A 21,112-nucleotide genomic window follows, 5' to 3' on the forward strand; every position below is an offset into this window, starting at 1 on the left:
GCCGTTTCTCCATGGCCGTCCCGACGGGAGGCCAAATCTCGCGAGCGACGCCGCGGGCTCCGGACCTAGCCGGACGGTCGAGCGGCGGAGGCTCGGTGCGAGCCCCCTGATCGACGTCTACCACCGACTTTGTGACCGGGAGCATAACCCGGGAAACCGAACCATCCCTCCAGGCGCAATTAACCTTCGCCCGAAGAAGCAACCTCGCCGGTGGGGGTCCTACGCAGTCTTGAGGGATTTTCATTCTCTCGCGCGTCTCTTGCTGTGGAAGATCGGGCGTCCGTAGAACTGACCCGATCCGAGACGACGGTGCCGGCCGTGGAACAGATGAGCAGAAACCTTGCCGTCGCGGCCTGGATGGAACCGATGGTTCCGGATCGGGCAGCGGCATCCAAGCCCGACACGAGCGCCGAACTCGGCGACCTGTGGCGCATCCTGTTCCGCCGCCGGACGCTCATCCTCGCCACCGCCCTCCTCCTCGGCCTGTCGGCGCTGGCCTACGCCCTCGTCACGCCCTCGCTCTACACCGCGACGGCGCAGATCCTGATCGATCCCCGCGACCGCGTGGTGGTGAGCAACGACATCAATCCCGGCGCGCTGGCGCCCGACGGCGGCGTGACCCAGGTCGAGAGCCAAGTCCGCGTCATCGAATCGGATACGGTCCTGGGCCGCGCGATCGCGGAGGCCGGGCTCGATCGCGACCCGGAATTCGGCGCGGCCGAGACGGGGATCGTCGGGCGCACCCTGCGCGCCCTGCGCGAGAGCGTCCTCGGCCCGGTCACCGAGCGGCCGGTCGATACCCGCGGCACGTCGCTCGACCGGCTCCGGCGCAGGCTCGCGGTCAAGCGCGCCGACAAGGTGTTCGTCGTCGACGTGATCGTCACCACGGCCGACCCCGACAAGGCCGCCCGCATCGTCAACGCCATCGCGAAATCCTACCTGTCCGACCAGTCGGAGGCCCGGGCCGAGGGCGCGCAGCGCGCCTCGGGCGAGCTGCGCGGCCGCCTCGATGCCCTGCGCGAGGCGGTCAACAAGGCCGACATGCGGCTCGAGGACTACAAGGCCAGGAACGGGCTGATCGCGTCGAGCGGACGCCTCGTCGGCGAGCAGCAGCTCACCGACAGCAACGCGCGGGTGGTCGCCGCCCGCACCCGCACGGCGGAGGCCCGCGCCCGGCTCCAGGGCATCAAGGATGCCCGCGGCAAGCCGATCGCCGGAGCGACGCCGGAGGCGATCCAGTCCTCCGTCGTCGAGCGGCTGCGCAGCCAGTACGCGGAGCTCGCGAGCAAGGAGGCCGACCTGCGCACCAATCTCGGCGAGCGCCATCCGTTCATCGCCGCGACGCGCGCGCAGATGCAGGACGTGCGCAAGCTCATCGACGGGGAGCTCGGCCGGATCGCGCAGGCCGCCGAGACCGAGTACCAGCGGGCGCTCGCCAACGAGCGGACGCTCACCGCCGACCTGGAGCGCCTGCAGAAGCAGTCGGCGACCGTCGCGCAGTCCGGCATCCGCCTGCGGGAGCTCGAACGGGACGTCGATGCCAGCCGGACCGTCTACAACACCTTCCTCGTGCGCTCGCGCGAGATCAAGGAGCAGACGGGGATCGACACCACCAACGCCCGGGTCATCACCTGGGCGCGACCGCCGCTGGACAGCTCGTGGCCGCCGCGGCTGTTCCTGGTGCTGGCGGCCTCGCTCGCCGGCCTCGGCCTCGGCACCGGCTTCGCCCTGGTGCGGGAGTACGCCGAGCCGACGGTGCTGTCGCAGCGCCAGCTCGAACGGCTGTCGAACGCGCCGGTGGTCGCCACGCTGCCGCGCCTGCGCCGGATGACCGACGGGGCGAGCGCCCAGGCTGCCGGCTTCACCCTCGACCACCTGTTCGAGACCAGCACAGGCGGGGGACGCTCGCTCAGCATCCTCGTCACCTCGGGCGAGGCGGACGACGCCGACCGCAAGGCGGCGATCGACCTGCTCGCGTCGGTGGCGGTCGCGCGCGGAAACCGCGTCCTCGTCGTCGACGCCGACATGCGGATCGACGGTTCGACCGTCGGCGGGCTCCTCGACGTGCTGCGCGGGGAGCAGAGCCTCAACGCCGTCGCCCGGCACGACCCGGCCACCGGCGCCCGCCGGATCGGGTTGGGCGACACCCACAAGCCGGTGCGGGACGCCTTCCTGCGCACCAACGTCGAGCGCTTCCTCGCCGGCGTGAAGGGCCGCTACGAGCTGGTGATCCTCGATGGCGGCGTGCTCTCGGAGAACCTGCGCATCGGCCCCGTCGCCGCAGCGACCGACCGGCTCCTGCTGATCGTGCGCAACGGCGCGACGCGCCAGCGCGACCTCCTGAACCTCGTCGGCACCTCGGAGGCGCTCGGCCGCCCGATCTCGGGGTCGCTGCTCGTCGACGCCCGTGCAGCGGGCTGAGGCGCCCGTGTCGACCCGCGCGTACAGGCATCCCCCGCCGACATCTGTGGGGCGGCGCGAGTCACGGGCGTTTCCGCTCCCCTTGCCGGCACGCGCCGAGTCCTGGGCCCTCGTCGGCCTCGCGCTCGTCACCTGCGGCGTCTCGGGCGGAATGCTGTGGGTGCTCGGGATCAACTACGACGGCATCACCGGCTCGGCGGCGCAGAAGGTCCACCCGGCGACCTACCTCGCGGTGCTGCTGTTCGCCTGGACGATGCTGCGATCGGGCAACCCGGTCGTGCCCCTCGTCAGGGCGGCCGAGCGGCGTCCCGGGGGCGTGCTGCTCTGCCTGTGCAGCGTCGGGCTGCTGGCGTTCATCGCCCTGCGGGGCGGCACCGGGCTTGCCGGCTCGCTGGACACCTACCTGCTCACCGGGTTGTGGGTCATCCTGCTCGCGGAGCGCGACGCGATCACGATGCGCCGCATCGCGGTCGTGGTCCACGCCGTCATGCTGGCCAACGCCGTCCTCGGCCTCGTCGAGTTCGCCGGCGGCCAGCGCTTCTTCCCCTTCCGCATGGACGGGATGGTGTTCGAGACCGACACCCGCTCGGCCGCGCTGCACGGTCATCCGCTCGCCAACGCGACGCTGACGGCCTGCTACGTTCTCGCCCTGTGCTCCGGCGGCGGCCAGATCAAACCGGCGCTGCGCGCCGGGCTCGTCGCCCTGCAGCTCGTGGCGCTGATCACCTTCGGCGGTCGCTCCGCGACGGTGGTGACGCTGGTCCTCGGCGGCGCATCCGCGCTCTTCGTCCTCAACCGAACGCTCCGCAGCGGCCGCGTGCCTCTACTCGGCGCCGCGGTCGCCGTCTTTCTCCTGACGATGGTGCCGATCGCCGTCGGCGCGTTGGCGGTCGGCGGCTTCTTCGATGCGCTGCTGGGGCGCTTCGTCTCGGACGGCGGCAGCGCCAACGCCCGCGTCGAGATGCTGGCGATCTTCGACGCGATCCCGTTGCGCGACCTGCTGGTCGGCCCGGACCCCAAGATCGTCGACACGCTGCGGCGGATGAACGGCCTCGAATGGGGCATCGAGAACCCGGTGGTGGAGAACCTGCTCTACAACGGCATCGCGATGACCCTTCTGCTGACGGCGGCGTTGGCGCTGTTCCTGTTCGAGGTCGCGCGCAACTGCCGGCGCGGCGCCGGCCTGCCGATCCTCGCCTTCGTCGTCCTGATCAACACGTTCGAGAGCATCGGCGGCAAGACCACCATGCTCGCCAAGTTCGCGCTGATGCTGCTGGTGCTCTACCCGCGCGGGTCCGTCAGCGGCCCGGCGGCATCGTCAGGCCGAGGGCGGCGATGAGCGCGGGATCGATGCGGTGGGCGTCGTCCATCAGGCCGAGCCCGTCGAACAGGTTCCAGAACGCCCAAGGAAAGCCCGCGGCCTCCGCGCTCTCGCGCACGTCGCGGACGTAGCGCGCCCGGTCCGGGGCCTTGGCCGCGACGTAGCGGGCATCGCTCCGCAGCGCCCCGAACTCCCCCATCAGGATGCACCGCGGCGGGACGCCGTAGAGGTCGGCCCAGGTTCTGAGATCGGCGAGTTGCCGGTCGAGGTAGCCCCGGTCGGGGTCGGCGGCGAAGTACTCCCTCAGCTTCGCCTCGGTCGCCGCGTAGGCCGCCGCCTTGTCGGAGGCCGAGGTCTCGGTGTCGGCCCGCATGCGGGCGCGGACCGCCGCCAGCGTCTCGTCGAGGGTCCCTGAGCGGGCGGGCCAGGGCACGGCGTTCAGCGCCCGGTAGATCGGTTCGTCCCGCATCCACGGGGCGCCCTGGTGCGAGAACAGGTAAGGTTCGTAGAAGTGGAAGGTGAAGATCACCGGCGCCAGCGCGGCGAAGGCGGACGGATCGAGCGCGGTGAGGCCCGGTGCCAGGCCGCCGCAGGCGCCGGTCGCCACCAGCGTCACGGCGGGCGAGGCGCGCCGCGCGGCCGTCAGCAGGGCGGCCTGAACCCGGTTCCAGGCGGTCGCGCCGCAGGCCTGCGGCGGCTCGTTGACGGGCTCCAGGGCGATCCGGCCCGGGGCGCGCGCGCCGAACCGCCGGGCGAGCTCGGCAACGAGGTCGCGGTAGGCGGCAAACAGCGGCGCGGCGGTCGCGCCGTAGAAGTTGTCCGGGGTGAAGTGGTGGGTTGCCGCGTTGGCCTGGACGTTCAGGACCAGCGACAGCCGGCTCGCGAGGATCAGGTCGACGGCGGCCGCGAGCGTTTCGAGGAGCTGGGTCCGTCTTGCGCCGCCGAACGCCACGAACGGGCCGGGATCAACGGGCAGCCGGACGAAGTCGAAGCCGGCCTGACTCAAGCGGCGCAGGTCGTCGGCGGTCGGCACCGGCCGGTCCTCCTGGAACGGCGGCCAGTCGTAGTCCAGGCGCGGGGCCGGGAACTCGCGGGTCAGCGAGAACCACGGCCACAGGCTGATGCCGCGCCTCAAGGCGACCGGCTCCGGCGTCGCCCGGGAGGGACCCGCCGCAGCGAGGGCGAGCGCGCCGCCGAGCACGCTGCGACGGTCGGCGATCATTCCCGGCAGACCGGCTCCGCCGCGGCCTCCTCAGCCGCGCGGCGGTGGCGTTCCGAGGCGTCCGCGCAGGCGATGCCGGCGGCCGGTTCGGGTGGCCGGCGGCTCACGGGGGGGTAGCCGCCGAGCCGCCGGGCCTCGACCTCGTAGGCGGCCAGGATGTCGTCCCATGAGAAGGCCGCGGCGCGATGAAGGGCGGCGCGGCGCGCCCTTCGTACGGCCGCCTCGTCCGCGATCACCGTCGCGATCGCGCGCGCGCAGCCCGCCACGTCCGAGAAGTAGAACTGGTCCGCGCCCGCGGTGCCGCGGTTGAACGCGTTGTCGTGCGCGATCACCGCGTTGCCCGCCCACAGCGCCTCGATCAGCGACGGGTTGGTGCCGCCGACGGTGTGGCCGTGGAGGTAGGCGCGGGCGTGGTGGCGCAGCGCCCGCACCGTGCCGGGCTCGTAGATCGCTCCGGGAAACACCACGCCGTCGCCCGCAGCGGCCTGCACCGCGCGATGATAGGCGTTGGTTGGATCGAGGCGGCCCAGCACCACCAGCCGCAGGTCGCGCGGCCGGCAGGAGAACGCCTCGACGACGCTGAGGATGGTGTTGTCGGGCTCGATCCGGGCGATCGACACCAGGTAGCGGTCCGGTTCGAGCCCGAGCATCCGGATGGGCGCGTCGGAGACCGGCGGGATCGGATCGCCGCCGTAGGGGATCGTCGCGATCGCCCGGCGCGGCCGGCGCGTCGCGAGGTGGTCGGCGATCGCCGGGTGGTCGGCGATCAGGCGATGCGAGCTCCAGGCCGCGATCCACTCGCTCGCCCAGAAGAACGCGCGGATCGGCAGCGACCATTTCGGGCGCTTCCACTCGATGCCGTCCATGTTCGTCAGGATCTTCGCGCCGCGCAGGCGGAGATAGGGCAGGAACACCGCGCCGTTGTAGCCGAGCACGAGGCAGACGCCGCCGCGCCCGGCCGCGTCGTGGGCGCAGACCCCGTCGAACGCCAGCGTGGCGGCGGGTCCCTTGGCGGCCACCTCGACGGTGATCAGGTCGATCCCCCGCCAAGCCCGCGTGGACACCCGCGTCCGGACCCGCTCGACCTCGCGCTGGCAGTACACGCCGACGCGCCAGCCGCGCGCGACGAGTTGCAGGGCGAGCCGTTCCGCGAACGTCTCGAAGCCCCCGTGCGCCGCGGGGATGCCGCGCGTCCCAAGAATTAGGATCGCCGGCGCAAGGTTGCGCATGCATTCGCCCTTCCGGTTTTCAGCATCTTATTGTATGTCCCTGAACTTACCAAGGCATTTTCCCTCAAATACAACCATTGGTTGTATGTATTTGGAATTTTTCTACTTATGCGTTCAGAGCCTATACTGAGAACCGGGTTCCCGATTACGTACGATGATGCTCCGGCACCGTCAGCTTTCCGTGCGGCGCGGGAGGGACGTGCGGTGAAGCGCATCACCTGCGTGCATCAGGGCTACGAGCTCTACGGGTCCGACCGCAGTTTCTGCGAGACCGTTCGGACGATCCGCGAGGCGTACCCGCAGGCGTGGATCGACGTGGTGCTGCCGCGGGTCGGGCCGATCGTCGCGATGCTCGACGCGGTCGCCTCACGCATCGTCATCGAGCCGGTCTGGGTCCTGCGCCGCCGCAACCTCGCGCAGCTCGCCACGGTCGGTCTGGCGCGCCTGCCGATGGCGATCGCGCGCGCTCTGTGGCGCATCCGGGACAGCGACCTGGTCTACGTGAACACCACGGTCGTGGCCGACTACCTCCTCGCCGCGCGGCTGATGCCCGGCCGCACCGTCGTCCACGTGCACGAGATTCCGCAGGGGGCGGCCCTCAGGGTGCTCCGCGGCCTGATCCGCTGGAGCCGGGCCAACATCATCTTCAACTCGCGCGCCACCCAGGCCGCCTTCGCGATGCCGGGAGAGGCGACGGCGCGGGTGGTCTACAACGGCATCGCGGGTCCGGCGCAGCCGAACGTTGCGAGCTACGACGGCAGCCGCCCCTTACGCGTGCTGATGCTCGGGCGGATCAGCCGGATCAAGGGGCAGGAGGTCCTGGTCGAGGCGATCCGGCAATTGCCGCCCGCACTCCGGGCGCGGATCGAACTCAAGATCGTCGGCAGCGCCTTCGAGGACGACGCGCGGGAGATCGCGCTGGCGCGTCAGATCGCCGAGGCGGGCCTTGCCAGCCAGATCACGTGCGCGCCGTTCGTCGCCGACCCGGACGCCCTCTATCGCTGGGCCGACGTGGTGACGGTGCCCTCGCAACTGCCGGAATCGCTCGGTCGCGTCGCCATCGAGGCGCTGGCCTACGGCATCCCGCCGCTGGTCTCCGGCATCGGCGGCCTCACGGAGATCGTGGAGGACGGCGCAACCGGCTGGGTCGTGCCCCCGGGCAGCGCCGAGGACCTGTCGCGGGCGCTGGCGGGGATCGTGACGCGGCCGCAGGACTGGGCCCGGTTCCCCGCCGCCGCCCGCGCGCGCTACGAGCGCGTCTTCGACGAGGCGCTGGCGGCGGAGGGAATTTCCGGCATGCTGCGCCTGACCTTCCAGCGCGCGCAGGCGCCGACGCGCGAGACCCTTGCGCCCGGCCATGAGTCTTCGCAATCGCTCGGCTGAGGCGAGCGCGCAACCGGCCTCATCGTGCGTGCAGGCTCAGAGCCTGTTCGCCCCGATCCCGCTCATGATCGACGCTCAGGATCACGTGTTCCAACCGGCGGCTCTCACCCTGTGAGGTGCGGCGCGAGCCGCCTCGAAGGCGCCCTCCAGCGATCGCAAGGTTGCCCGGAAGCCTCCGCTTCGCCGCGGCGCTTCGGAACAAGGGGGAGACTTGGACAGCGTCGCTGCGACGGAGCATCGATCCCGCAATTTCAATCGACCGCGTTTTCAGGTCGCAACGGCTTCGATCGATCGTCCGGACGCGGCCGTATTTCCGAACCGAAAATCCGGTCAAGGTGCGGGCGATGTTCGTTTCGTAGCGTCAAGCTTGCTTCGATGAGCCAACGCTTCGTAAGCATTCTTGTGCGATCGTCAGGGCACGCGCGTTTCCATAGTCCTGCCGGCGCGGGTCGGGTCGGACACATCCGGCGTGCGGTGCATGGCCGGTGGCGATCGCCGCACGATGCCGCGGGATTGATCGTTCGGTCCGGTCACTGCGCTTCGAGCCTCCGCCCACGGACCGATCCATCGGCCCGCCCGGACACGGAAGACGGAACATGATCAACAGCTTCATCGAGGAGATCCTCGATCGGATCTCGGCGGCGAACCTCCTGGCGGCGGCCCTGCTCCTGGCAACGGCCCTGGGCTGCGCGCTGATCGCCTACTGGCGCACGGTCGAGCAGAAGTCCTTCGCCGAGTTCTTCGAGTTCCTGCTGCCGCACGAGGTGATCACCCACCCGTCGGCGCGTGCCGACCTGCTGTTCTACGTCACCCGCAAGGCGATCATGCCGTTCCTGCTGATCCCGGCCGGCGTCACCTTCGTCGTCGCCGTGGGCTACGCGACGAATCGCGTTCTCGGAACCCTGCTCCACATCGAGGAGCCGCTGCTCGGCGGTCCGCCCGGACCCGTCACCGTCGTCGTGTTCACGGGAACGATGCTGCTCGCCTACGACATCTCGTACTACCTCTACCACACGGCCCAGCACCGCTTCCCCTTCCTGTGGGAACTGCACAAGGTGCATCACTCGGCCGAGGTGATGGTCGGCATCACCAAGGACCGGGTGCACCCCCTCGACGAGTTGATGAACCGCGCCTGGGACGGCGTCATCCCGGGCATCTGCTTCGGATTGTGGACCCTGATCTCCCTCAACCCGGTCGAGGTGACGATCTTCGGCGTCAACGTCTACATCATGCGCAATATCTTGATGATGGACTTCGTGCGCCACACCCACTTCAAGATCTCGTTCGGCAGGCTCAACAACCTGATCCTGTGCCCGCACTGGCATCAACTGCACCACAGCACCAATCCGCGCCATTACGACAAGAATTTCGGGCTGCTGTTCTCGTTCTGGGACCGGGTCTTCGGCACGCTCTGCGTGCCCGAGCCGAACGAGACCTTCAAGTTCGGTCTCGTCGATCGCGACGTGCGCGACTACCAGTCCCTGTCGGGCCTCTACATCCTGCCGCTCAAGAAGATGTGGCGGGTGGTCAAGCGCCGCCTGCGCCCCCGCTCCGCCATCCGGCGGCCGCAGGAAGGCTCGCAGCCGTGAGCCTCGAGCGCATCGAGATCGTCCGCTCGACCGAGCGGCTGGCGGAGGTCGGGCCGGCCTGGATGGACCTGTGGTGCCGCGCCGGTGCCCTCGTCTTCCAGAGTCACGCCTGGATCGACGCGTGGTGGAGGACCGCGCCCGACCGCGACCGGCGCGCGCTCCAGGTCGTGCTCGCGTGGAACGGCGACCGGCTCGACGCCGTGCTGCCCCTGGCGACCTGCCGGCGCCGCGGCCTGCGCCTGCTCGAATGGGCCGCCAAGGACCACACCGATTACGGCGACGCGCTCGTCGCCCCCGGTCTCGATGGCGGCCTCCTACGGCGGATGTGGGCGCACCTGTCGGCCGCCGGCGGCTTCGACCTGATCTACCTCAACCGCCTGCTGCCCGACGCCAAGGCCCGCACCCTGCTCGGCCCGGCCGGAACGGCGGGCGTGCGCCTGCGCCCGAACCGTCGCAGCGAGGTGAGTTTTCGCGTTGCCGGCGCTTGGCCGACGGGGGATGCCTGGGTCGCGGCGCAGTCGAAGAAAACCCGCCAGAACTACCGCCGCGGCCAGAAGTTCATCGGCGATGCCGGCGTCCTGCGGTTCCGCCTCCTGCCGCCGGAGGAGCCGATGGCGCCGGTGCTGGCCCGCCTCGCCGAGTTGAAGCGGGCGTGGCTCGCGGGACACGACCTCGAATCGAACCTCTACGACGAGGGCGCGCTGGCGCTGGCCGCCCTGGTCCGGGTGCTGGCCGAGACCGGCCTGCTGCGCGCCTTCGTGCTCGAATGCGACGGCGTGATCGTCGCGGTGTCGATCAACTTCGTCCAGGCCGGCACGATGATGGCCTTCGTCACCACCTACGATCCGGCCTTCGAGCGCGGCTCGCCCGGCATGGTGCTGATGATGGACTACATCCGGTGGTCGATCGACCGGGGTCTTCACACCGTCGACTTCCTGTGCGGCGCCGAGGCCTTCAAGAGCCGCTTCGCCACCACCAGCGTTACCCTCGATTCGGTGATGGGGCGGCGCACCCTCCCCGGCGCGGCGGCGATGATGCTCGACTCGTGGAACCTCGCGGTGCGCGGCATGCGCCGCCGCGGCGCGGCGGCGTCTCCCCCGACAGGCGCGAGCGAGGCGGCTTGACTCAGGCCTGAGCCGGTACGTCCCGCGCCAGGGCGGCCCGGTCGAGCGCCGACGCACGCCCGTCAGGATGGCGCGCGCGGTCGTGGAAGGCCTTGGCTGACCACAGGGCAGTCGCGCATTCCGAGGCCGCGAGACCGATCAGGGCGAAGGCCGGTTCCAGGGTCATGAGCAGCGGCACCATGATCAGGAAGCCGATGCCCGCGCTCACGGTGGCCCCCGAGGCGATCACCCGGAACGCGGCGGAGGCCTCGAGGAAGGCCCTCGGTATCGCGTAGAGCAGCGACACCGTCACCACGCTCCAGACGCCCACGCCGATCCACGTCATCGGCTCGTGCAGGAAGCGTCCCTTGAACAGGTGCTGCTCGATGATCGGGAGCGCGGTCCACATCACGAGGCCGTAGGCGAGGCAGGCAAGCCCGATCAGACCGGTGCTGCGCAGCACGAGGCCGCGTGCCGCCCGCACGCGCCCTTGCGCCAGCAGGCCGGTGATCTCGGGAAGCACCATGTTGGCCAGGGCGCTCGTCGGGATGCGCAGGGGCGCGAACAGCACGAGGGTCGCCGCGACCGGCGCGTAGGCTTCCGGCCCGGCGAGGATTGCCAGCAGCAGCGTGAGGCCCTGCCCCTGGACGATCGTGCCGGTGACGCCGGCCAGCGACCACAGCAGGGTTCGCCCGATCGCGCGGTAGCGCCGGCGCATGCTCGGGCGGAACGACAATCGCACCGGCTGGCCGATCGCCGCGAACACGACGGCGATGCCGAGGGCGTGGGCGCCAGCGATGCCGAGCAGGGCATGATCGAGGACTGCGCCCGCGTCGCCGTGAAGGAAGATCGTGAGACCAAGCCCCGCCAGCGCGTAGACGAGGTCGCTCAGTCCTGCGATCCGCGCGCCGCGGCGCGCCAGGAGGACGATCCGGAGATAGCTGCGAAAGGCGTAGAGACCGACGAATGCGCCCGCGGCGAGCGCGCCGAGGCCGATCACGGGGCTGAGCGCGGCGCAGGCGCAGACGGCCATCGCGACAGCGACGCAGCACGCGCCCGAGCCGAACGCGACGTCGTAGCCGCGCTCGGCCGGGCGGCCGAGGCTGGGCGACAGGAACAGGGTCGCCGGAACCGCGACGAGGGCTCGGATGTAGGTGACGCCGACGGCACCGACGGTGAAGACGATGGCAAACAGCCCGTACGCGTGGGCCGGGAGTTCCCGCACCAGCACGATGTTCAGGATGAAGTGGAACAGGCTCTGGGTCAGCTCGCCGGACAGGATCAGGGCGAAGCGGTGTCCGAAGCGGCCGAGAGCCGGCACCCTCATGCCCATGCTCCAGCACGACCCCCGCGAGGCAGGAGACGCATCGACCCTGAGATGGTCATCGTAAAATATGTCTGAACATTGCTCGAACGATCTGTGGACGGCTTACGATGCCCCTAAGCTCGGCCTTACGCAGGATGCTGTATTCCGCAAGGACCTCTCCGTCCGTCGAACCAAGCCTGCGCATCGACGACTGGGCAGCTTTCGCGTCCGTCGTCCGCGTTGGCAAGGTTTACACGATATTGATGTGCGAGGTTACACGTAGAACGACGTTTACGCCGCGCCGCGGCCGGGATCGGCAAACCCTTGGCTCAGCGCTCGTTTCAACGCTCCGCGGCGGTGCTTCGCGCCGAGGAAACCAGCGTCTGAGCGGAGCGGGGAAGATTACGCAGCCGTCGCCGGGGGGATCGCGCGGGCGCATGCGGAACCCGCCCGCGTGTCGGAGGCGTTGATCGTCCGGCCGGGATGCCGCGAGCCCGAACGTTCCCGATCAGCGCCGACGCCCGCCAAGCCGGCATCCAGGGCGGCATCCAGCGCGCCGGTCCGGCGGATGCGTCGCCGCGGCGCGCTAGGCCCAGGCGCCGCGACGGTCTATCATAGCCGTATTCCCGGCGGCAGCGCGACCGGACGAAGGCGAACGCTCCATGAAGGCCCACGGCGAGGCGCGCGAGATCCCTCCTCCTCCGGGCAAGCGTCCGTTCCTGATCACCGGTCTCGTGGCGGCCGGGCTGCTCGCCTGGGGCGGGTACGGGCATTGGCGCCAGAGCGCCGAGGCCGCCGAGACCCAGCGGAAGATCAAGGAGTTCGTGCCGCGCCTGCGCGTCGCCGCGGTCGAGCGCAGCGACCGGCCGATCGAACTCACCCTGCCCGGCGACACGCAGGCTTTCGACCAAGCCGCGATCTTCGCACGGGCGACCGGCTACATCGCGGAGCGGCGGGTCGACATCGGCTCGCGCGTCAAGGCCGGCGACGTGATGCTGCGGATCGCGGCCCCAGACCTCGATCAGCAACTCGCGCAAGCCCAGGCCCAGGTCGGGCAGAACCAAGCGCAGCTTCTCCAGGCAAGGGCCCAGGTCGATCAGGCTCGCGCCAACGTCAATCTGGCCAACCTCACCAACAACCGGACCTCGACGCTGGCGACGCAGGGCTGGGCCTCCCGCCAGAACGCGGACAACTCGCAGGCCGGCGTGCTGAGCCAGGGCGCGACGCTGGCTGCGGCCGAAGCCGGGGTGAAGGTCGCGGAGGCCAACATCAGGGCCCAGGAGGCCACCGTCGACCGCCTCAAGGCGCTCACGGGCTTCAAGGACGTGATCGCTCCCTTCGACGGCGTCGTCACCACCCGCAGCGTCGGCGTCGGCGACCTCGTCAAGGCGGACGGCGGAGGCACGGCCCTGCTCAGCATGGACCGCGACGACATCCTGCGCATCGGCGTGAACGTGCCTCAGAATGCCGCCGTCGGGGTCAAGCCGGGCGTCGCGGCCACGATCACGGTGCCGCAGCTTCCGAACCGGATCTTTTCCGGACTCGTCGAGCGCAGCTCGGTGGCGTTGCTGAGCGCCTCGCGCACGCTGACGGCTCAGGTCGACGTGCCCAACCCCGACGGCACGCTGCGGGCCGGCCTCTACGTCTACGTCACCCTGAAGATCCCCCGGATCGATCCGGCGATGATCATCCCGGCCGAGGCGCTGGTCTTCAACCAGCGCGGCACGCAGGTTGCCGTGGTCGGCGACGACAACCGCACCGAGTGGCGGCCGGTCCGTATCCGGCGTGACTTCGGTCAGACGATCGAGGTGGACCAGGGCCTGAACGGGCGAGAACAGGTCGTCCTCAGCCCACCGGCCGACCTGCGCGACGGTCAGAGGATCGAGCGCGAGGGCGTGCCCGCCGACGCCAGACCGTTCCAGGCCGCGACCCGATAGATCGCCCTCGGAGGCCGATGGACACGATCCATCGCCTGAGGGGGCGAGGCGCGTGTCGGCCTCCAGCGGTTGGCGGTTCAGAAGGGCGCAGGAACCTTCCTGAGGTGTTTTCCAAGGATCAGGGCCGCCGATGCGATTGCATCGGCGGCCCTGATCTTCTGTCGCCGTCAAGCCTCCCGACGAACCAGCGTGCCCTTCGTCGGGAGGCGCTTCAGGGCGGTGTCCGATCCAACGTGCAGGCCGCCGCTCTGATCGGTCTTCGAGGGGCGGATGCTACCGCAGCCGACCGCGCAGGCCCATCGGGAAGAAGCCGCCGGGGCTCTGCGTCGTGTTGAGGTAGGCGATGTCGAGCACCTGCCCGAACGTGCGGCCGAAGCAGAGGCTGTTGGCGTCGGCCGGCACGAGGTTGGCGTCGGTCTGGGTGAAGCCGCGAGTCGCGGCCTGATCACCGCTGATGCCCTGATCGAGGTCGGTGGGGCCGTCGAGCGAGTCGCGCGCGTTCGAGAGCAGGTTCGCTTGGTTGATCAAGCCGCGCGTGTAGAGAAGGGTTCGAATGGCTCCGGCTTGGTACGCCTCCGTGCCGAGGAAGCCGGATGCGGTGGCGAGAACGCCCTTGTCCCGGATCAGGGGCGCGCCGCCGATCAGGGCGGTCACGCACACGTCCTCGAGCAGGAATGCGCCGAGAAGGAAGTTGTTGTCGTTCCCGTACACGTCGAACCGGTCATTGGGCCCGACGAGGCCGGCCGAGCGGGCCGCGAAGGTGAAGGCGAAGTCGAGGTCGAGTTGCGGCCGTCCGATCCGGACCGCGGCCGGAAGCGCGGCGCGAAGGGTTCGGACGTGGCCCTCCTCGTCCGCCGCGAGTTCGAAGGCGAGCTTGCGCACGAAGGAGTCGGCGAAGGCCACCTGACGGCCGCCCGAGACGGTTCCGATGCCGCCGACACCGTCGATGTCGCCGGCCTGGAGACCCTGGCCGTTGACGGCGCGCAGGTAGAATTCGGCGCCAAGATACTCGAAGTTCAGCACGAACGTGACGAGGTCCGTGTCCGTGAGGTCCGGCGGCGCACCCTGGGCGCGCGCAGACTGGGAGCCTGCAAGCCCCAGGATTGCAGCGCCCATGGTGCCGAGACCGAGGGCCTGGAGGAAGCCGCGGCGCCCCCGCTCCATATCCGGCGCCGGCCCGGCTCCCTCATGGCCTGATTGAAGGTCATGACGATCCAAATTCCCATCCATGCGTGCTGGCCCTGATTGCTGGTTGCCCGACAAGGTCTAGGTTTAATGCCGCGCGCCGCCTTAACAAATGAAAATCCGCTTAACAAACGAGAGGTGAAGGCCTGACTGTGTCAAATTCAACACGACTGCTCATGCCAGAGACAGATCCGCCAAGGCGCTCTCTTCCGTTCTACTCTGCGGCTTACGGCGCGCCGCCACTGTGCTGTCGCGTCATGGTTCCGTACGCGTCATCGCCCGAACGTTCCCGCATCACGGACGGCGCGGTCGGTAGGTCCGGTCCGGTGTGCAGGCTGAGCGGCGATGCGGGGAACGACATCCGCGAGGCGACCGAGAGCTCGGCGGGGTGCGCGGCGGTCATGTCACGCCTGGGCCCAGCCCGCTGCGCACCTTGAACAGGCAGGGGGAATCGCCGTTCAACACCCCACTTCGCGGATGCGGGATTGCTGCGCAGGCCGCGTCGGACGCGCATCCAACCCGCGAGGACAAACTTGACCGGCGAGGGTATCTTCCCGGTTGGCGCGGATCGCGCGATCGACCGAGACCGCCGCACGAATGACGCCTGAACCCGGTATGCCCGGGCGCGCACATTCGCCGCCGGACCGGTCCTCCGTCCGCTCAGACACTCCACCCGCCGCCTGCGCTGGCTCTCAGCGGGCGTTGCCGCACCTCATCCCGGGACCGAGCACCTAGTTTTCTGCGCGCAGGCTCCTGATGAAGCGGCGCGCCACCTCGCGCACGGCCTCGTCGTCGCGCGCTTCGCCCTCGGCCTTGTCCCAGAGATGGCCGAGGCTGCCGTCGAGTTCGTCCAGGAGGTCGGGTTGGCGCCGTGCGACGAAGCGGATGGTGCCGAACAGGAGGTGCTCGATCGCCATCTCGCGGCGGCGGGCCTCGGCGATCTGCGAGGCGGGCTCAGGATGAGGCTGGGTCATGGGGGACAAACGGATGAGTGCCGGTGGCGGTTCGAGGTACGTCGCGGCTCGCGATGCCGCACGGTCATGCATGCTCCTGCGTCCGACGCGGATGTCGGCCCAGCATGGCTCCACGCCCTCGCACCATCGCCGTAAGGGAGGATGAGCCGTCGGCGTCGCTCAGTTCACGCGAACGATGAGCTTCATCTTCGGATGGATGCCGCATAGCACCTGGAAGGTACCGCTCTTCTGGAAAGTCACCGGCGTTCTGCTCCCGGGAAGCTGATCCCCGGAATCGAAGGCGAAGCTCTCCGCCTCGATGTAGACATGGTGCAGCAGGTCGCTGTCGTCGTTGACGATGGTCACCGTGTCGCCCCGCGCGACGACGAGGCTGTTGGGTTGGAACGCGCGGCCCTTCTGCGAAACCAGATGCCCGCTCGCCTCGATGCGCGTCGCGACCGCCGCACCCGCCGTGAGACCCGCGAGAAGTGCGACGACGGTCGGGAAGGACCGCATTCCCGCTGCGCGATACAGCATCGATCGATGGGTCATGCGCATGATGGTCCTGTATTTTCACAAGACCCTATTCACGCGTCGGTTAAGACTTTCCATACGTCGGCTGATGGCAAGATAAAGCGCGACAGCGTCGAGCGTCATGCATCCGCGCCTCAAGGCGACACGCCGTGGGGGCGTTGCAAGGGTGGATACGATCGAGCGCGGCTAATCGTGTCTTAACGTGTGCCGCGTAACTTGCGATTCTTCGAAAGCGAAGAAGCTACGTTTCGATGAGACTGAATCGGGCCGGATCGAAGTGGGACGGGCGCTGGATGGCTGGCTTGATGGGTCGCATCGCCGGGGCTCATGCGACGATCCGCGGCCGGATCCTGGTCGCCTTCCTGACGATGAGCCTGATCACCGGTGGGCTTGGCCTCTACGCCATTTACGGGATTCAGGAAGCGGGTGAACTCGTCAATCGGACCTACGACGAGTCCCTGATGTCGATCAATTACGCGCGGGCCGCCGCCGCCGACTTCGCGAAGATGCGATCCGTCTTCGCCCGGCGCATGATCACCCGCGATCCGGCCGTTGCGGCCAAACTCGATGCGGAGATCGACGACCTCGCCACGACGCTCGCCGAGGACCTCGCCATCGCGGTCGAGCGCTCGCAGTCGGACCGGGTGGTTCGGACCGCGAAGGCCGCGCAGGACGGTGTCACGGCCTGGGAGGCGATGCGGCACGGCCTCGACGCCGCCACGGCGAAAATTGCAGCCTGGGACGCCCTCGATCGTCAAGCGGGCGCCGTCGACGGGCAGATCGACCTCCTCATCAACTACACCGCCGGTGACGGCTTCATCTTCCGACAGGGCGCCCGAACGGTCGTGTCCCAGGAGATCCGCTTCAACGCGGCGGCGACCCTGGTGGCGGTGATGCTCTCCGGCCTCGTCGCGTGGCTCCTGAACCGCAGGATCACGGGCCCGCTCGCGGCCGCTTCGTCAGTTGCCGAGCGGATCGCCGCGGGGCGCCTCGACCATGCCGTCCCGGTGGGCGGCCGGGACGAGCTCGGCGCCCTCCTGCGCGCCATGGCGGTGATGCGCGACAACATCCAGTCGACGATGCAGCGGGAGGTCAGTCAACGCCGCTCGGCGGAGACCCTGCTGGCGGACGCGCTCCAGAGCTCCCGCGAAGGCGTCGTCGTCGTCGATGCGCAGGGCCGGATCGTGCTGGCCAACGAACAGGCACTGGAGTTCTTCGCCGGGTTGCGGGCCGCCGTCGAGGCCGGCCTGTCGGTGACGACCCTCGCGGCCGGGGCGGCGGCGTCGCGCGCGATGATCGACTGCGCCTGGACGCTGTCGCGCGACGGCGAGATCCGCCTTGCCGACGGACGCTGGCTCCGGGTGAGCCGCAGCGCGACGCAGGAGGGCGGCTTCGTCGCCGTCTGCAGCGACATCAGCGTCCTGAAGGACCAGGAGGCGGGTCTGACGCGGACCAACCTGCGCCTCGATGCGGCGCTCGACAACATGAGCCAGGGCCTGTGCCTCTACGACGCCGATCAGCGGCTCATGGTGGTGAACCGGCGCTATGCCGAAATTTACGACCTCGCTCCTGGCTCCGTCGCGGCGGGCATGTCGGCCGTCGAGGTCCTGGAAGTCAGCCTTGCCGCGGAAACCCATCTCGGCTCATCCCTCGGCGACCTGATCCGCGCGGAGACGGACGCGTTCGCCGCGAAGACCAACCGCACGCATTTCCAGGAGCGGGCCACGGGACAGGTCATCGCGATCGAGCAGCGCGTGACGGTGGACGGCGGTTTCGTCGTGACCTACGAGGACGTGACCGAGCGCCGCCAAGCCGAGGCGCGGATCGCGTTTCTCGCCCACCACGACGCCCTGACCGGGCTGCCGAACCGGACCCTCTTCAGCAAGCAGGTCGACGCGGCGATCGCCCAGGCGAGCCGCGACAGCGGATTTGCCGTCTTCAGCCTCGACCTCGACGGATTCCGGCCGGTCAACGACACGCTCGGGCACGGGTTCGGGGACGAAGTCCTCAAGGCGGCGGCCAACCGCATCAGCGCCTGCGTGCGCGAGATCGACGGCGTCGCGCGGCTCGGCAGCGACGAGTTCGCGATCGTCCAGCGCGGCGTCGACCGGCCGGAGGACGCCGCGGTGCTGGCGCGACGCCTCATCGAGGTTCTGAGCGCGCCCTACACCCTGTCGAGCCATACGGTGACGCTCGGCATCACCATGGGCATCACCCTCGCGCCGGGCGACGGGACGACGTGCGAGAAGCTGCTCAAGAACGGCGACGTCGCCCTTGACCGCGCCAAGGCCGAGGCCCGCGGCTCGTTCCGCTTCTTCGAGCCGGACATGGACGCACGCCTTCAGGAGCGGCGCCTGTTCGAGCGCGACCTGCGCGAGGCGGTGGCGCAGGAAACCTTCGAGGTCCACTATCAGCCGATCTACGACCTCAACGCCGAGCGGATCTGCGGATTCGAGGCGCTGCTGCGCTGGACCCACCCGGTCCGGGGCCGCGTCTCGCCGGCCGACTTCATCCCGGTCGCGGAAGAGCTCGGCCTGATCGTGCCGCTCGGCGAATGGGTCCTGCGCCGGGCCTGCGAGGAGGCGGTCCGTTGGCCCGACGGCCTGAAGGTCGCCGTCAACGTGTCGGCGGTGCAGTTCACCTCGGCGAGCCTCGTGACGGCCGTGCGCGAGGCCCTCCAGCGCACCGGGCTCGCCGGACGGTGCCTGGAGCTGGAGATCACCGAATCGGTGCTGGTCGCCAATCCGGGCGCGACCATCGCCATCCTCCACAGCCTGAAGGGACTCGGTGTCCGGGTCTCGATGGACGATTTCGGCACCGGCTATTCTTCCTTGAGCTACCTGCGCAGCTTCCCCTTCGACAAGATCAAGATCGATCAGTCCTTCGTGCGCGACCTCTGCGAGGAGAACGGAACCGAGTTCATCGTGCGCGCGGTGATCGGCCTGGGCGCCAACCTCGGGATGACGACGACCGCCGAGGGCGTCGAGACCGAGGCGCAACTGGCCAAGCTCCGGGCCGAAGGCTGCGACGAGGTCCAGGGCTACCTGTTCAGCCGCCCCGTCCCGGCCGTCGAGCTGCCCTCCCTGATCCGATGCTGGAACGGGACCGCGCGGGCGATCGCCTGACGGGCCGGACCGATCCCTGCGAACCCCGGAGGCAGCACGAGGCGCGGAAGCCCTCGCTCGAAGCTCGGTTGAGACCTGCGTTCAAGGATGAGAGGTCCCGCGATGCTCAAGGGCGGCCTGTTGTGGCTGATCGGCATTCCCCTCCCGATCGTTCTCGTGATCGACGCCGCCACGTCCTGGCTTCCCTGAGACGCAACGCACCTGACGCGTCGGGCGCGGCCGGACACGTCGCGAGCCTCATTCCGCGGCGTCGAGGCGCGGCCTCTCGATCTCGGCCCGCTGGGATTTCACGAGTTCGGCCGTGCGGAACGCCACCTCCAGGGCCTGTTCCGCGTTGAGGCGCGGATCGCAGTAGGTGTGGTAGCGATCCTGGAGGTCGTCGGCCGTCAGCGCGCGGGCCCCTCCGGTGCACTCGGTGACGTCCTTGCCCGTCATCTCCAGGTGGATGCCGCCGGGAACCGTGCCCTCGGCCCGATGAACGCCGAAGAAGCCCTCGATCTCCTGCATCACCCGCTCGAAGGGTCGCGTCTTGTAGCGGCCGGCCGAGATGGTGTTGCCGTGCATCGGATCGCAGACCCAGACGACGGCGCGGCCCTCGCGCTCGACCGCACGAATCAGCTTCGGCAGGTGGTCGCCGACCTTGTCGGCCCCGAACCGGCAGATCAGGCTGAGGCGACCCGCCTCGTTGCCCGGATCGAGCAGGTCGGCGAGGCGGATCAGGCCGTCGGGCGTCATCGACGGCCCGCACTTCAGTCCGATCGGGTTGCGGATGCCGCGGGCGAACTCGACGTGGGCATGGTCGGGCTGGCGGGTGCGGTCGCCGATCCACAGCATGTGGCCCGACGTGGCGTACCAGTCGCCGCTCGTCGAATCGACGCGGGTCAGCGCCTCCTCGTAGCCGAGCAGGAGGGCCTCGTGGCTGGTGTAGAAGTCGGTGGTCCGGACCTCCTGGTGCGTCTCGGGATTGATCCCGATCGCGCGCATGAAGTCGAGGGCCTCCGTCATCCGCTCCGCCACGTCGGCGTAGCGCGAGGATTGCGGGCTGTCCTTGACGAAGCCCAGCATCCAGCGATGCGAGTTCTCGAGATTGGCGTAGCCGCCGGTCGCGAAGGCGCGCAGCAGGTTCAGGGTCGCCGCCGACTGCCGGTACGCCTCCAGTTGGCGGCGCGGGTCCGGAACCCGCGCCTCCTGCGTGAAGGTCAGGCCGTTGACGATGTCGCCGCGGTAGCTCGGGAGGGCGAGCCCGTCCAGCGTCTCGGTCGGCGAGGAGCGTGGCTTGGCGAACTGGCCCGCGATGCGCCCCACCTTCACCACCGGCGAGCCGCCGGCGAAGGTCAGCACCAGCGCCATCTGGAGGAAGACGCGGAAGAAATCCCGAATGTTGTCGGCCGAGTGCTCGTCGAAGCTCTCGGCGCAGTCGCCCCCCTGGAGGAGGAAAGCCTGACCCGCGGCGACGCGGGCAAGCGCCCGCTTCAGCTTCCGCGCCTCCCCGGCGAAGACCAGCGGCGGGAAGGTCGCGATCTGGCGCTCGACCGCGTCCAGGACGGTCGCGTCCGGATAGGACGGCACCTGCTGGATCGGCCGGTCGCGCCATGTCTGCGGTGTCCAACGCTCGCCCATCACCCGCTCCCACGCCCCTCTCGGCGGCCTGCTCCCACGCCGCCATCCCGCGCGCGAAGGGCGGCTTATAGAGCGATTTGCCCAGGGGTGCGAGGTCGTGGGCGCGGATCAGGGCGGTCGAGGGATCAGGCCTCGCCGTCCTCGACCTCGATGCCGTGCTCGGCCAGGATCCAGAAGATCGCCT

14 protein-coding genes are annotated in these 21,112 nt (G+C 69.7%); 7 read left to right on the top strand and 7 right to left on the bottom strand.

Annotated elements, in window-relative coordinates; translation table 11 throughout:
- Window positions 1-327 precede the first annotated feature (327 nt).
- Window positions 328-2,421: a GumC family protein gene (locus tag ACFE8Y_RS09500; RefSeq protein ID WP_375464140.1), complete on the top strand. Its 2,094-nt coding sequence runs from the start codon at window positions 328-330 to the stop codon at window positions 2,419-2,421.
- A gap of 82 nt (window positions 2,422-2,503) precedes the next feature.
- Entirely contained in the window at window positions 2,504-3,760 is a 1,257-nt protein-coding gene (locus tag ACFE8Y_RS09505) for a VpsF family polysaccharide biosynthesis protein (RefSeq protein ID WP_375464141.1), read from the top strand.
- On the opposite strand, the gene ACFE8Y_RS09510 is transcribed toward ACFE8Y_RS09505, so the two are convergent.
- Both ACFE8Y_RS09510 and ACFE8Y_RS09515 read right to left on the bottom strand, forming a co-directional pair.
- Window positions 3,720-4,964 (bottom strand): glycoside hydrolase family 5 protein, encoded by a 1,245-nt coding sequence (locus ACFE8Y_RS09510; protein WP_375464142.1) that lies wholly within the window; start codon window positions 4,962-4,964, stop codon window positions 3,720-3,722. The two genes, ACFE8Y_RS09505 and ACFE8Y_RS09510, sit on opposite strands and share 41 nt — an antisense overlap.
- A complete protein-coding gene (locus tag ACFE8Y_RS09515) occupies window positions 4,961-6,193 on the bottom strand; it encodes a DUF1972 domain-containing protein (RefSeq protein ID WP_375464143.1) in 1,233 nt (410 codons plus the stop codon). Before ACFE8Y_RS09515 ends, ACFE8Y_RS09510 begins: the two co-directional genes overlap by 4 nt.
- Before the next feature lie 204 nt (window positions 6,194-6,397).
- Between ACFE8Y_RS09515 and ACFE8Y_RS09520 the strand changes: the two genes are divergently transcribed.
- From ACFE8Y_RS09520 to ACFE8Y_RS09530, 3 genes are all read left to right on the top strand, one after another.
- Window positions 6,398-7,576: a glycosyltransferase gene (locus tag ACFE8Y_RS09520; protein WP_375464144.1), complete on the top strand. Its 1,179-nt coding sequence runs from the start codon at window positions 6,398-6,400 to the stop codon at window positions 7,574-7,576.
- A gap of 596 nt (window positions 7,577-8,172) precedes the next feature.
- Complete coding sequence (locus ACFE8Y_RS09525) at window positions 8,173-9,165, top strand: sterol desaturase family protein (RefSeq protein WP_375464145.1); 993 nt, start codon at window positions 8,173-8,175, stop codon at window positions 9,163-9,165.
- On the top strand, window positions 9,162-10,289 hold the full coding sequence (locus tag ACFE8Y_RS09530) for a GNAT family N-acetyltransferase (protein WP_375464146.1): 1,128 nt from the start codon (window positions 9,162-9,164) through the stop codon (window positions 10,287-10,289). Before ACFE8Y_RS09525 ends, ACFE8Y_RS09530 begins: the two co-directional genes overlap by 4 nt.
- A gap of 1 nt (window position 10,290) precedes the next feature.
- On the opposite strand, the gene ACFE8Y_RS09535 is transcribed toward ACFE8Y_RS09530, so the two are convergent.
- Window positions 10,291-11,595, bottom strand: coding sequence for a hypothetical protein (locus ACFE8Y_RS09535; RefSeq protein ID WP_375464147.1), 1,305 nt, complete (start codon window positions 11,593-11,595; stop codon window positions 10,291-10,293).
- Window positions 11,596-12,236: 641 nt separating this feature from the next.
- On the opposite strand from ACFE8Y_RS09535, the gene ACFE8Y_RS09540 reads away from it, so the two are divergent.
- The gene (locus ACFE8Y_RS09540) at window positions 12,237-13,511 is read left to right on the top strand and encodes an efflux RND transporter periplasmic adaptor subunit (protein ID WP_375464148.1); all 1,275 of its coding nucleotides are present in this window, start codon (window positions 12,237-12,239) and stop codon (window positions 13,509-13,511) included.
- A 273-nt stretch (window positions 13,512-13,784) separates the two neighbouring features.
- On the opposite strand, the gene ACFE8Y_RS09545 is transcribed toward ACFE8Y_RS09540, so the two are convergent.
- From ACFE8Y_RS09545 to ACFE8Y_RS09555, 3 genes are all read right to left on the bottom strand, one after another.
- Window positions 13,785-14,675, bottom strand: coding sequence for a ferritin-like domain-containing protein (locus tag ACFE8Y_RS09545; RefSeq protein WP_375464149.1), 891 nt, complete (start codon window positions 14,673-14,675; stop codon window positions 13,785-13,787).
- A gap of 752 nt (window positions 14,676-15,427) precedes the next feature.
- The gene (locus ACFE8Y_RS09550) at window positions 15,428-15,670 is read right to left on the bottom strand and encodes a hypothetical protein (protein WP_375464150.1); all 243 of its coding nucleotides are present in this window, start codon (window positions 15,668-15,670) and stop codon (window positions 15,428-15,430) included.
- A gap of 159 nt (window positions 15,671-15,829) precedes the next feature.
- Window positions 15,830-16,207 carry a plastocyanin gene (locus ACFE8Y_RS09555; RefSeq protein ID WP_375464151.1) on the bottom strand — a complete coding sequence of 126 codons (378 nt, stop codon included), beginning with the start codon at window positions 16,205-16,207 and terminating at the stop codon, window positions 15,830-15,832.
- A gap of 281 nt (window positions 16,208-16,488) precedes the next feature.
- Here ACFE8Y_RS09555 and ACFE8Y_RS09560 point away from each other — a divergent pair, with 281 nt between their 5' ends.
- Window positions 16,489-19,308, top strand: coding sequence for an EAL domain-containing protein (locus ACFE8Y_RS09560; protein WP_375464152.1), 2,820 nt, complete (start codon window positions 16,489-16,491; stop codon window positions 19,306-19,308).
- Between the two features lie 237 nt (window positions 19,309-19,545).
- Here the strand turns inward: ACFE8Y_RS09560 and ACFE8Y_RS09565 are convergent, their stop codons facing one another.
- A complete protein-coding gene (locus ACFE8Y_RS09565) occupies window positions 19,546-20,928 on the bottom strand; it encodes a class II 3-deoxy-7-phosphoheptulonate synthase (RefSeq protein ID WP_375464153.1) in 1,383 nt (460 codons plus the stop codon).
- Window positions 20,929-21,112 lie beyond the last annotated feature (184 nt).

This window comes from uncultured Methylobacterium sp. (genome assembly GCF_964242245.1).
In the GTDB taxonomy this organism is placed as follows: domain Bacteria; phylum Pseudomonadota; class Alphaproteobacteria; order Rhizobiales; family Beijerinckiaceae; genus Methylobacterium.

Bases quoted from the DNA above. Each gene is read 5' to 3' on its own strand.
- ACFE8Y_RS09565 (WP_375464153.1), bottom strand. From the start codon at position 20,928: ATGGGCGAGCGTTGGACACCGCAGACATGGCGCGACCGGCCGATCCAG.
- ACFE8Y_RS09555 (WP_375464151.1), bottom strand. From the start codon at position 16,207: ATGCGCATGACCCATCGATCGATGCTGTATCGCGCAGCGGGAATGCGG.
- ACFE8Y_RS09510 (WP_375464142.1), bottom strand. From the start codon at position 4,964: ATGATCGCCGACCGTCGCAGCGTGCTCGGCGGCGCGCTCGCCCTCGCT.
- ACFE8Y_RS09515 (WP_375464143.1), bottom strand. From the start codon at position 6,193: ATGCGCAACCTTGCGCCGGCGATCCTAATTCTTGGGACGCGCGGCATC.
- ACFE8Y_RS09540 (WP_375464148.1), top strand. From the start codon at position 12,237: ATGAAGGCCCACGGCGAGGCGCGCGAGATCCCTCCTCCTCCGGGCAAG.
- ACFE8Y_RS09500 (WP_375464140.1), top strand. From the start codon at position 328: ATGAGCAGAAACCTTGCCGTCGCGGCCTGGATGGAACCGATGGTTCCG.
- ACFE8Y_RS09550 (WP_375464150.1), bottom strand. From the start codon at position 15,670: ATGACCCAGCCTCATCCTGAGCCCGCCTCGCAGATCGCCGAGGCCCGC.
- ACFE8Y_RS09545 (WP_375464149.1), bottom strand. From the start codon at position 14,675: ATGGAGCGGGGGCGCCGCGGCTTCCTCCAGGCCCTCGGTCTCGGCACC.
- ACFE8Y_RS09525 (WP_375464145.1), top strand. From the start codon at position 8,173: ATGATCAACAGCTTCATCGAGGAGATCCTCGATCGGATCTCGGCGGCG.
- ACFE8Y_RS09535 (WP_375464147.1), bottom strand. From the start codon at position 11,595: ATGAGGGTGCCGGCTCTCGGCCGCTTCGGACACCGCTTCGCCCTGATC.
- ACFE8Y_RS09560 (WP_375464152.1), top strand. From the start codon at position 16,489: ATGGGTCGCATCGCCGGGGCTCATGCGACGATCCGCGGCCGGATCCTG.